Source organism: Cupriavidus sp. MPR-AND1C (assembly GCF_058809705.1).
Window position 1 is genome coordinate 65,992 of the sequence record NZ_JBXASU010000031.1, and the last position, 11,832, is coordinate 77,823.

General features: G+C 66.4%; 11 protein-coding genes. 5 read left to right on the top strand and 6 right to left on the bottom strand.

The annotated features are described in order from the left end of the window. Positions 1–48 precede the first annotated feature (48 nt). The gene (locus tag AC1RWI_RS18225) at positions 49–960 is read left to right on the top strand and encodes a LysR family transcriptional regulator (protein WP_043342709.1); all 912 of its coding nucleotides are present in this window, start codon (positions 49–51) and stop codon (positions 958–960) included. 18 nt (positions 961–978) lie between these two features. Here the strand turns inward: AC1RWI_RS18225 and AC1RWI_RS18230 are convergent, their stop codons facing one another. Next, entirely contained in the window at positions 979–1,881 is a 903-nt protein-coding gene (locus tag AC1RWI_RS18230) for a LysR family transcriptional regulator (RefSeq protein ID WP_492867881.1), read from the bottom strand. Between the two features lie 126 nt (positions 1,882–2,007). Here AC1RWI_RS18230 and AC1RWI_RS18235 point away from each other — a divergent pair, with 126 nt between their 5' ends. Beyond that, positions 2,008–2,985, top strand: a complete 978-nt coding sequence (locus AC1RWI_RS18235; protein WP_492867883.1) for an NmrA family NAD(P)-binding protein — start codon at positions 2,008–2,010, stop codon at positions 2,983–2,985. 90 nt (positions 2,986–3,075) lie between these two features. Here the strand turns inward: AC1RWI_RS18235 and AC1RWI_RS18240 are convergent, their stop codons facing one another. The 4 genes from AC1RWI_RS18240 to AC1RWI_RS18255 form a co-directional block, all read right to left on the bottom strand. After that, positions 3,076–3,813, bottom strand: a complete 738-nt coding sequence (locus tag AC1RWI_RS18240) for an aspartate/glutamate racemase family protein (RefSeq protein WP_043351107.1) — start codon at positions 3,811–3,813, stop codon at positions 3,076–3,078. A 258-nt stretch (positions 3,814–4,071) separates the two neighbouring features. Then, complete coding sequence (gene hydA, locus AC1RWI_RS18245) at positions 4,072–5,487, bottom strand: dihydropyrimidinase (protein ID WP_492867885.1); 1,416 nt, start codon at positions 5,485–5,487, stop codon at positions 4,072–4,074. 13 nt (positions 5,488–5,500) lie between these two features. Continuing rightward, positions 5,501–6,229, bottom strand: coding sequence for a maleate cis-trans isomerase family protein (locus tag AC1RWI_RS18250; protein WP_043342715.1), 729 nt, complete (start codon positions 6,227–6,229; stop codon positions 5,501–5,503). A 95-nt stretch (positions 6,230–6,324) separates the two neighbouring features. Next, complete coding sequence (locus AC1RWI_RS18255) at positions 6,325–7,623, bottom strand: MFS transporter (RefSeq protein WP_492867887.1); 1,299 nt, start codon at positions 7,621–7,623, stop codon at positions 6,325–6,327. 181 nt (positions 7,624–7,804) lie between these two features. Between AC1RWI_RS18255 and AC1RWI_RS18260 the strand changes: the two genes are divergently transcribed. From AC1RWI_RS18260 to AC1RWI_RS18270, 3 genes are all read left to right on the top strand, one after another. Then, positions 7,805–8,533, top strand: a complete 729-nt coding sequence (locus tag AC1RWI_RS18260) for a GntR family transcriptional regulator (protein WP_082054960.1) — start codon at positions 7,805–7,807, stop codon at positions 8,531–8,533. Beyond that, positions 8,530–9,372: a fumarylacetoacetate hydrolase family protein gene (locus AC1RWI_RS18265; RefSeq protein ID WP_043342722.1), complete on the top strand. Its 843-nt coding sequence runs from the start codon at positions 8,530–8,532 to the stop codon at positions 9,370–9,372. Before AC1RWI_RS18260 ends, AC1RWI_RS18265 begins: the two co-directional genes overlap by 4 nt. Before the next feature lie 295 nt (positions 9,373–9,667). After that, positions 9,668–10,936 (top strand): M20 aminoacylase family protein, encoded by a 1,269-nt coding sequence (locus AC1RWI_RS18270; protein ID WP_043342724.1) that lies wholly within the window; start codon positions 9,668–9,670, stop codon positions 10,934–10,936. A 107-nt stretch (positions 10,937–11,043) separates the two neighbouring features. Here the strand turns inward: AC1RWI_RS18270 and AC1RWI_RS18275 are convergent. After that, the coding region (locus AC1RWI_RS18275; protein ID WP_492867890.1) for an AraC family transcriptional regulator at positions 11,044–11,832 on the bottom strand (789 nt) is incomplete at its 5' end.

Genomic DNA, 11,832 nt, shown 5'->3' on the forward strand with positions numbered 1-11,832 from the left:
AATGCGCACTCTTGCAAGTCATGACTGCAAATTTGCAACGAATATCTCTTGAACATACCCTACCAGCTCTCTTCCCCTGACCTCGACGTGGTGCTGGCGCTGGTGCGTGGCGCCACGCTGGCCGAAGCCGGGCGCCGGCTCGGGCTTGATGCCTCCACCGTGTTCCGTGCGCTGCAGCGCATCGAGAAAGGGCTGGGGCGGCGCTTGTTCGAGCGCAGCCGCGCGGGTTACCTGCCGACCGAACTCGCCCAGCAGTTCGCACAGCATGCTGAACGCATCGAGGCCGAGTTGGAGGCGGCGCGCGCCCATGCCTCGGTGTCGGCCGGCACGGTGTCGGGCCTGGTGCGCATCACCACCACCGATACCGTGCTGCATGGCATGGTGCTGCCGGCACTGGCACCGCTCGGGCGCCGGCATCCCGGGCTGAGCTTCGAGCTGATCGCCACCAATGAGCTGGTCAGCCTGACTCGGCGCGATGCCGACATCGCCGTGCGCGCCACGCGCCATCCGCCCGATCACCTGATCGGCAAGTGCCTCGGCCCCTTGCGCGTGGCGGTGTTTGCGGCGCGGGAGCTGGTGGAGGCGGCCGGCATCGCGATTCCCGGGCACGGCGGCGCCGTCGACCTTGCCGCGCTGGCCACGCTGCCCTGGATTGCGCCGGACGAGGCCATGCCCGATCACCCGTCGGTGCGCTGGCGCCGCAAGCACCTGCCGCGCGTGGTGCCGCAGTACCGCGTCAACAGCATCGCCGGCGTGCTCGAAGGCGTCGAGGCAGGGCTGGGCGCCGGCATTGTTTCGCTGATGATCGGGCGGCGCAGCGGCAAGCTGGTGGCGCTCACCGGCACGCTGGACGAGTGCGACACCGACCTGTGGTTGCTGACACATCCCGAGTCCCGGCATCTGCGGCGCATCGCCACTGTGGTCAGCCACCTGGCGGAACACGTCAGGCTGGATGCGTAGGGCTGCGAGAACTTGCGCTCACGGCGTGGCCAGCGCGGCCAGCGCGGCGGGAATGGCGCTGGCCAGAAAATCGTAGACCGCGCGGATGCGCGCGCTGCCGCGGATTTCCCGGTGCACGGTGAGCCAGACCGGCAGTGGTGGAATGGACAATTCGGGCAGCACCGTGCGCACGCGCGCATCGCCGGCGGCGATATAGCGCGCCGCAAAGCCCACGCCCAGGCCGGCGCGGATCGACTGCCACAGCACGATGTCGTCATCGCTGCGCACCGCAAACGCCTCGCGCGTGATCTCCGCGCCCATGGCGCGAAAGGCGCGCAGGATCGCGTCGTCGTGGTCGTAACCGATCAGGTCGAAGCGCGGCAGGTCCTGCGCCGTGCGCGGCACGCCCTTGCGCCGCAGGTAGTCCTCATGGGCGCAGGTACATAGCGCCACCGACGCCACCTTGCGCGTGATCAGCGATGCCTGCACTGGCCGCACCATGCGGATGGCGATATCGGCCTCGCGCCGCAGCAGGTTGCTGACGGCGTTGGACGACACCACTTCGATGGCGAGTTGCGGCTCGCGCAGGCGCAGGTCCGCCAGCAGCGGCGGCAGCAGGTAGCTGGCCACCGCGCGGCTTGCGGAGATGCGCACCGTCCCCGCAATGCCCGCCTGGCCGCGCGCCAGCGCGCGCGCGACCGCGTCCGCGCCCTGCTGCATCACCCGCGCATGCCCGGCGATGGCGCGCGCAGCCTCTGTCGGCTGCAGGCCGTGGCCGGTGCGCTCGAACAGCGGCACGCCGAGCTGCGCCTCCAGTTGCGCCACGTGGCGCCCCAGCGTGGGCTGGCTGCTGGAAAGCTGGCGCGCCGCGCCCAGCAGGCTGCCGGCCTCCATCACGGCCAGGAAGGAGCGCATCAGCGCCCAGTCGAATGCTTCGGCCATTTTCTCTCTTGCTCCTTGCCTGGCGACCTATTCAAAAATGAATTCGTGTGTTGCATGTTCATGCAATTGTGGCGTAGCGAAGGATTGCCCACAATGGTCTTCAGGCGATGCCGCAAGGAGAACGTAATGCTGGAGAACGCGATGCAGGAGAACAGGATGAGCGATACCGTGTTGATACTCGGCGCCAACGGCCGGCTTGGCCGCACCCTGGTGGATGCTTTTGCGGCGGCCGGCTGGACGGTGCTGGCGCAGGCGCGCCGTGCGCTGGCGGGCACGGCGGCGCACAACGTGCGCGGCCTGGCGATCGATGTGGCGGACACCACCAGGCTGCTCGCCGCCGCGCGCGGCGCCAGCGTGGTGATCAACGCGCTCAACCCGGTCTATACCGAATGGGAGCAGCACGCCGAAGCACTGGCGCGCTGTGGCATGGAGGTGGCGCAGTCGCTGGACGCCCTGCTGCTCTATCCAGGCAACGTCTACAACTTCGGCGAGTCGATGCCGCCGCTGCTGCGCCCCGATACGGCCGAGCGGCCCAGCGCGCGCAAGGGGGAGATACGGCGCGCCATCGAGGCCGGCATGCGCGAGCGTGCGCCCGGGCTGCGCAGCGTGATCCTGCGCGCGGGCGATTTCTTCGGCGGCCCGGGGCGCGGCTCTTGGATGGACCTGGCGATCGCCAAGTCGCTCGATCAAGGCAAGGTGGTCTATCCCGGCCCGCGCGACCGCGCCCATGCGTGGGCCTACCTGCCCGACCTGGCGCAGGCCTTCGTTGCGGTGGCACGGCGCCACGCGGATCTGCGCGGCCATGCCGTGCTGCATTTCGCGGGGAATACGCTAACGGGCGATGAACTGGTGAGCGCGCTGGCCGAAGCCAGCGGCATGGCGCACGCACCGCGCGTGGCCGGCATGCCATGGTGGCTGATTCGCGCAGGCGCTGCGGTGGTGCCCATGTGGCGCGAGCTGGCCGAGATGGCTTACCTGTGGAAGGTGCCGCACGCGCTCGATGGCACGGCGCTGGAAGCCCTGGTGGGCAAGCTGCCGCGCACGCCGCTCAAGCAAGCGCTGCGCGCAAGCCTGGGCGAACTGGGTTTGAGGGTGGCCGCCTGAGTGCGGCGCCAGGCCTGCCCCATGATGTCGGCGCGCGTCACCACGCTGCCAAAATGATGCCGCCAGCGCTTCGCGCCCCCGCAGCGCAACTTAGTCGAGCATCGCCGCCAGCGTCGGCGGCAACCCGTGATTCGGCTTGCGCGGCGGGCGTGCGAAGCTGCCTTGCGCCGCGCCGGTGGGCGCCAGCGCAATCAAGCTCTCGCAATGCCGGATCGCGCTGGACACGCCATCGACCACCGGCACCGGAATCCGGTCCTTGAGCGTGCGTGCGAGCCCGGCCAGCGGCGCGCCGGCCACGATGATCACGTCCGCGCCGTCCTCGTGCACCGCCTTCAGGCTGAGTTCCTCCAGCCGCGCCGCATGATCCTCCTGCACGCTGCCGATATCGCGCAGCGGCTGCTGCAGCGAACGCACGCTGGCCAGCCGCGAGGCCAGCCCATTAGCCGCCACGCACTCGCGGTACCAGGCCTCGATCCGGTGCGAGATCGCAATGATGGAAAAACGCTGCCCGAGCAGGCAGGCGCTGGCCAGCGCTGCCTCTGTCATCCCCACCACCGGCACATTGAACAACTCCTTCAACCCCGCCAGCCCGGGATCGCCAAACGCAGCCACCACCAGTCCATCAAACTGCCCCTGATGCTCTGCCGCCACGCAAGCGGTCGCATAGCCGCCCACCAGCGCCTCGAACCGCGTCTCGATATACGCCACGCCGAACTGCGCCGTCGCCATCGTCAGGGCAGTCCCGGGCGAAGCCGTGCGCAACGCTTCCGCGTGGATCAGCTCGGTAACGCTCTCGGAAATATTGGGATTAACAACAAGAATACGCATGATCATGTCCGGAAAAAATGCCCAGCCAACAGACCCCCAGGGGCCCCCAGGCGATGCGAAGCGAGCCGTGAAGGTGTACCAGGCCGTATGGGGCGAGGGGGTGTCGCCCCATCCGGCGCGCCTTCTTTGCCTACTTTCTTGGCAAGACAAGAAAGTAGGTCGCCGCCCCGCAGGGGTGGTGAAACTGCCTTTGACTTTGAGCCTTTGAAGCTGACGTTGAAGTCAAGCAGTGGAACTCGAAACCAAAACCCCCAAACCTCAAACCAGCGAAGGCGCGCCCGCCGGCAAGAACCTCCCCCGCCCCGGCACCGGCTCCAGATACCTCCCATCCTCCACCAGCAACTCCCCCCGCGAGAAGCAATGCACCGGCCACCCGGTAACTTCAATCCCCTCATAAGGCGTGTAATCCACCGCATGATGCAAAGCGCTATTAGCAATCCGCACCTTGCGCGACGGATCCCACAACGCAATATCGGCATCCGCGCCAACAGCAATCGTTCCCTTGCGCGGATACAAGCCATAGAGCCGCGCCGGCCGGTACGAAGTCAGCTCGACAAACTGATGCAGCGAAAGCCGGCCTTGCGCGATGCCGTTGAACAGCAGCGGCAAGCGCGTCTCGATGCCGGGCACGCCATTGGGAATGTGGTCAAACGGCTGCGCCGTGCCCTCCAGCTTCTTGCCTTGCGGATCGTCATAGTTGAACGGCGCGTGGTCCGAGGAAAACACGCTGAACACGCCATTGGCCAGCGCACGCCAGACGGCCTCCTGATTCTCCGCGTCGCGCGGCGGCGGGCTGCACACGCACTTGGCGCCTTCATAGCCATCATCGCCAGGCAAGTCCATATCCTCGGCAGTCAGGTACAGGTACTGCGGGCAGGTCTCGGCCAGGATCGGCAGCCCCCTGCCCTGTGCCCAGCGAATCTGCTCGATCGCCTCCTTGCCGGAAACATGCACGATCAGGATCGGCACGTCGACCAGCTCGGCAAAGGTGATCGCACGGTGCGTGGCTTCGCGTTCCACCAGCGCAGGCCGGGCCATGCCGTGGAAACGCGGCGAGATGCGCCCTTGCCCGACCAGCTTTTCAGTGAGCCACGAGATGCAATCCGCGTTCTCGGCATGCACCATCACCAGCGCATCGTTGCGCTTGGCCACGTCGAGCACGTCCAGCATCTCGCGGTCGGATAGCTTCAGATCGTCGTAGGTCATGTAGACCTTGAACGAGGTGTAGCCCTTGCGAATCAGCTCGGGCAATTCATGCTGCAAGACGTCCGGCGTCGGGTCCGCCACGATCAGGTGGAAGCCGTAATCCGCCACCGCGCGGCCTTCGGCGCGGCGATGGTAGTCCGCCACCGCTGCCTTGAGCGAGCCGCCCTTTTCCTGCGCCGCGAACGGGATCACCGTGGTGGTGCCACCGCACACGGCAGCGCGCGTGCCGGTGAAAAAATCATCCGCCATGCGCATGCCGTCGGGCATGGGCTGGTCCAGGTGGACGTGGCCATCCACGCCGCCCGGCAGCGCCAGCAGGCCGGTGGCATCCATCTCGCGCGCGGCGCGCGGCAGGTCATGGCCCAGCATGGCGATGCGGCCGTCGCGCACGCCGATGTCGCAGGTGAAGCGGTCTGAGGCGGTGACCACTTCGGCATTGCGGATGACAAGATCAAGTTCGGTGTTCATGCGCCATGCTCCTTCATTCCACTTCGGCAAACAAGCGGCCCCAGCCGCGCAGCGCGCGCGTGTCCACGCCGGCCAGGCGCAGCGATTTCCACACCACGGTGGAGATGGTGTCGTAGACGGGGATGCCGGTCTCGGCTTCCAGCGCTTGCACCAGGTGCGCCGCGCGCAGGTTGGTGCAGAACGTGGTGATGGCTGACGGCTTGTGCTGCGCCACTTCGCGCACCATGCGGCGGATGGTGTCTTCTTCCACCTCGGCGAAGCTGTAGTTCACATGCAGGTCGAGGTGGCGCTCGGCCGTGCAGCGAAAGCCGTTGTGCTTGTAGTTCTGCACGATGCGTTGCTGCACATCGTCGAGATAGGGCGTGACCAGGCCGAAGTCGTGCGCGCCGGTTTTTTCCAGGATTTCGTTCAGCGCCAGCACCGAGGTGGTGGCGGGGATGCCGGTTGCTTCTGTGATCTGCCGGCACAGCGCCTGGTCTTTCTCGAAGCCGAGCCAGCCGGAAGACGTGCCGTTCCATGCGATCACGTCCACGCGCGCATCGGCCAGCAGCTTGGCCGCGCCAATGATCTTGTCGAGGTCGAACTGGCCAAGGGCCTGGTCGCGCAGCGAGATCTCGGTGACGGTGAAGCGCGAGAAATGCGCGCTGACATTGGGCAGGCCGCTCACCATCGCGCTGGTGATGGGTTCCAGCGCGGTATTGGACGACGGCGTGAGCATGCCGAGGAGGGTGCGTTTGGTCATGGGGTAATGCTCTTTAGGAGATGCCGCGCCGCTGCCGGCATATGCCGGCGCGGCGCGTGCGACTGTATGGCTAGCTGTGGAGGCGCGCGCTGCGCTCAGACCGGCAGCTTCTTCTCGTAGTCGATCGCGGTCGAGGAGATCAGCAGGCCCACGCCGGCGGCGGCAAAGAACATCAGCGCCAGGAAGTACGAGCCGGTGAACTGCACGATCATGCCGACGATGATGGGCACGGTGATGCCGCCGATATTGCCGCCCAGGTTCATGATGCCGCCCAGTACGCCCACCTTGTTGCGGGTGCCGAGGATGGACGGGATGCACCAGTACAGGCCGCACCAGCGCAGGAAGAACAGCGTGGAGGAGAGCAGGGCCACCACCACCACCGGATCCTTCACGTACGCCACCGAGAAGATCGACACGGTAGCCACCACGGCGGCGATGCCGAACAGGGTGCGCATCACCAGGTTGGGCGCGCCGCCGGCGGCCTTCCACTTGTCGGCGATCCAGCCGCCGATGAGTTCACCGATAAAGCCGGAGAAGAAGATGATGAAGCTGGCGCCGCCCATCTGCTTGATGTCGAAGCCGTGCACCTTGTTCAGGTAGTTGGGCATCCACGTCAGCAGGCCGTAGAAGACGCTGTTGAAGCACATCCAGCCGGTCGCCATGCACCACACGGAGCGGTACTTGAGGAAGTCGAGCGAGCGGCCCGACAGGTTGGCCGGCTCGGCGCGGTGCTCGCTGGCTTGCGCGGTTTCGATATAGCTCGCTTCCAGCTCATTGACGCCACGGTGCTCGCGCGGCGAGTTGCGCACGTAGTACCAAGCCAGCATGCCGGCCAGCACGGTGCCCACGCCGGCGACCACGAAGGCCAGGCGCCAGGAACCCAGCGCGGTGATCAGCCAGGTGATGATGATGGCGCCGAGCGCCGCGCCTAGCGGCGCGCCGCCGTCGAGCAGGGTGGCGCCGCGGCCGCGTTCGTTCTGCGTCATCCAGATCGCATTGAGCTTGCCGCCTGCCGGGTAGATCGGCGCTTCGGCCGCGCCCAGCCCGAGCCGGGTCAGCAACAGCGCGCCGGCACTGGTGCACACGGCCGCCATGGCCTGGAACGCGCCCCAGAAGACGGTGGCGGTGGCGATCACGATGCGCGGCTTGTACTTGTCCGCCAGCATGCCGCCGGGAATCTGCATGACCGCGTAGGTCCAGAAGAATGAACTGAGGATCAGCCCTTGCATGGTGGGGCTGAGATCGAACTCCTTGGCGATCAGCGGCATCGCGACCGAGAGCGAGGCCCGGTCGATGTAGTTGATGGCGATGAGGAACAACATCATCAGGAAAATCTTCCAGCGCACGGAGCTCTTCGTCTCCGTTAGCGCTGCAGCCCGGCTTGTCGTTTGCATGACGCTTGTCTCCTTTGGGGGAATGTTAGGCGGTTTGTGTTGTGTGTCGCGCAACTGGGACTGAGTATAGGATACGTAATCTGTAATTACAACTCTCGTAAGTCATTGATTTTATTGTTATGCGAACGCACAATTTTGGGATGTGTTAGCCTTCTTGTGGTGCATGTTCCCCATCTCGGTGATGTCTGTGACTCAAACGCTTCCTAAATCCACCCGCTTGCGCACTCTCGGCATGTCGGCCGAAATCGCCGCGCGGCTGCGCACCATGATCGAGGAGGGCGAGCTGCCCCCCGGTGCGCGCATCGACGAGCGCGCCTTCTGCGAGATGTTCGACGTCTCCAAGACGCCGCTGCGCGAGGCGCTCAAGGTGCTGGTGTCCGAAGGCCTGGTGCTGCATCGGCAGTACATCGGCTACCGCGTGGCCCCGCTCGATCTGGATGAACTGCGCTCCACCTTCGAGACGCTGCACGGGCTGGAGGCCACCGCCGGCGAACTCGCGGCGGCGCGCTTGTCCGAGGTGGCCATGGCGCGGCTGGAGCGCAAGCACCAGGCCATGCTGGAGGCTCACGCCGCCGGGCGGCGCACCGAGTACTTCCGCACCAACCAGGAAATCCACCAGTTGATCATCGACGGCGCGGCCAACCCCGTGCTGGCCGGCATCTACGCCATGCTGATGAGCAAGGTCCACCGCGCGCGCGGCGCCGCCAATGCGGATATGCTGCGCTGGCAGGAGTCGCACGAGGAGCATGAGGCCATCATGGCCGCGTTGCGCGAACCGGGCCGGCCGCGGCTGGCGCAGGTGCTGCGCCAGCATTCCGAGAACACTGCAAAAGAAGTCCTGACCGTGGTCGCGCGGACCCTTTCCGAGCCCGCAGGCCACATCGCCACCGAAGCCAAGGGGAAACGATGAAACTAGTACGTGTGGGTAAGCCGGGCGCGGAACGCCCGGGTCTGATCGATGCCGAAGGCCGCGTGCGCGACCTGTCCGGCGTGCTGGACGGCCTCGGGCCGCAGGCGTTGTCGGCCGAAGCGCTGGCGCGCCTGGCCAGGCTGGACCCGGCCACGCTGCCGGTGGTGCAGGCCGAGCGCTTCGGCGTGCCCTGGACCGGCATCGGCAAGATCGTGGCGATCGGCCTGAACTACGCCGACCACGCCGCCGAGGCGGGCATGGCGTTGCCGGCCGAGCCCATCGTCTTCCTGAAGGCAAACAGCTCGCTCAACGGGCCCAACGACCCGGTGATGCTGCCGCGCGGCTCCGAGAAGACTGACTGGGAAGTGGAGCTTGGCGTGGTGATCGGCAAAGTGGCACGCGACGTCTCGCTCGCCGATGCGCTCTCGCACGTGGCCGGCTACTGCGTGGTCAACGACGTCTCCGAGCGCGAATTCCAGATCGAGCGCGGCGGCACTTGGGACAAGGGCAAGGGGTGCGACACCTTCTGCCCGGTCGGCCCCTGGCTGGTCACGCGCGACGAAGTGCCCGACCCGCAGGCGCTGGGCCTGTGGCTGGATGTCAACGGCCAGCGCGTGCAGAAGGGCAGCACCGCCACCATGGTGTTCGACGTGGCCACGCTGGTGAGCTACGTCAGCCGCTTCATGACGCTGCACCCCGGCGACCTGATCTGCACCGGCACGCCGCCGGGCGTGGGCATGGGCTTCAAGCCACCGCGCTTTCTCAAGGCGGGCGACACCATGCGCCTGGGCATCGACGGCCTGGGCGAGCAGGGCCAGACGGTGGTGGCCTACGCGTAGGGCGGATTTTCCGAAAGACGTGAAGAAGGGCGGCCAGCAATGGGCGCCCTTCTTGCTTTGTGGTGCCGCTTGTTGGTCTGCTCGTCGGCCCGCCTGTACCGCTATCGATACCTGCCACTGCGCGCCCGCGGGTCCCCGAGCGCCCGCCAAGACGGTACCGTCCCCCGTTCGCAACAGTTGTTCCCCTGATTTCGCTACAAAGGGTTAAACCGTTTGCGCTCCGCGCCCAGCGTGAAATACTGTTTTCCATATGCCCTACGCCTCGTAAAGGGGCCTTGAGAAAAAGAGTACTGCCATGTCAGAACACGCTCCCGAACTGATCGAGTCACTTCTTGCCGACTCGCACGCGACCCGACCCGCCGCCTCCTTCGCCTCCACCACTTCCCGCGCTTCCCGATTCTGTGAACTGGCCGACACCGTCGACAGCCGCGCCGAGCTGGAAGCCATCCGCCACAGCATCCACCAGCACCCCGAGCTCGCCTTCGACGAAGTGCGCACCGCCGAGCTGGTCGCCACCGAGCTCGAAGGCTGGGGCTACGCGGTGACGCGCGGCGTTGGCGGCACCGGCGTGGTTGGCACGCTGTGCCAGGGCGACGGTCCGCGCAGCATCGGCGTGCGCGCCGACATGGACGCACTGCCCATTCATGAGCGCACCGGCCTGGCGTACGCCAGCATCCACGCCGGCAAGATGCACGCCTGCGGCCACGATGGCCACACCACCGTGCTGCTCGGTGCGGCGCGCCAGCTGGCCCGCACACGCAACTTCAACGGCACCGTCAACCTGATCTTCCAGCCCGCCGAGGAAATCGGCGCCGGCGGCGGCGCCGAGCGCATGCTCGCCGACGGCCTGTTCGAGCGCTTTCCCTGCGACGCGATCTTCGGGCTGCACAACCATCCCGGCGTGGAGGCCGGCACCTTCATGTTCCGCGCCGGCCCCTTCATGGCGGCCTGCGATACGGTCGCCATCACCATCCGCGGCAAGGGCGGCCACGCGGCCCGCCCGCACCAGTCGATCGACCCGATCCTGGTCGCAGGCAGCCTGGTGATGGCGCTGCAGAGCATCGTGTCGCGCAATATCGACCCGAACGAAACCGCTGTGGTCACCATCGGCACGTTGCATGCCGGGCATGTGGCCAATGTGATCCCCGAGAGCGCCAAGCTGGAGTTGAGCGTGCGATCGTTCAGTCCCGACGTGCGGCGCACGCTGGAGGATCGTATCCGGCGGCTGGTGACCTCACATGTGGAGGGCTATGGCGCGACGGTGGAGATTGACTACATCCGAGGCTATCCGGTGCTGATCAACAGCGAGCGCGAGACGGAGTTCGCCCGCCAGGTGGCAGAGGAACTGGTGGGGCCTGACAAGGTGGTGGCGAATTTCCCGCTGATCGCCGGGAGCGAGGATTTTGCTTACTTCCTGCAGCAACGGCCGGGGTGTTTTGTGCGGATGGGGAATGGGGCGGGGCAGCCTTTGCTGCATAACGCTGGGTATGATTTCAACGATGAGAATCTGACGGTTGGGGCGGCTTATTGGGCTAGGTTGGTGGAGAGGTATCTGGAGGCGTAAAAGGGGGGCAAGGTCAGGCCCCCGGGTCGGGCCTGTCAACGCCGCAAGGATCAAGCCTCAGACACGGCACAAAGCGCCAACGGTTCGACCCTTGAGACCCCAAAAAATCATCGAAAAAAACCACTAGGCGGCACCCCGAACTGCCTCCTGAACATAGTGGAAAACGCACTGGGACTCTCATACCCCAGATCCAGCGCCACATCCACCACCTTGGCCCCGGCGGCCAGCCCCTCCAACGCCGACAGCAGCCGAGCCTGCTGCCGCCACTGCCCGAACGTCATCCCGGTCTCCCGGGCAAAGCGTCGCTGAATGGTCTTGGGATCCACGCCCAGCCGCTCCCCCCATTGCGCCAAAGTCAGCGCTGTATCGGGCGCCCCGACAATCGCATCGCAGATCTCTCGCAATCCGGCATCGGCAGGACGCGGCAAGTGCAACGGCAACGTCGGCACCAGCATGACTTCATCCAGCAACAACCGCATCAGCCGCCCGTCCCGGGACGCCTCCGCGTAGGGCGAAGGGATATCGATCGCGGCGAGGATGAGCTCGCGCAGCAGTGGCGTGATGCCCAGCACGGTACAGCGGCTGGGCAGGTTGTCAGCGGCGTCCGGCCGGATATAGGCGGTGCGCATGCGCACGTGCCCGACCATGCGGATCCAGTGCACCACGCCTCCAGGCATCCACATGCCGCGCGTGGGGGGCACGATCCATTGCCCTTCGGCGGTGGCGACCACCATCACGCCATGCACCGCGTGCACCAGTTGCGCATTGGGATGCTGGTGCGGCTTGGTAACGTGGCCGGGCACATAGTCGGCGGCCATGGCGGTGACGGGCATGGCGCTGCGGTCGTACTGCAGGTAGGCGGGCGACTTGGCGTAGGAGTCGGCGCGGGGGGAGGC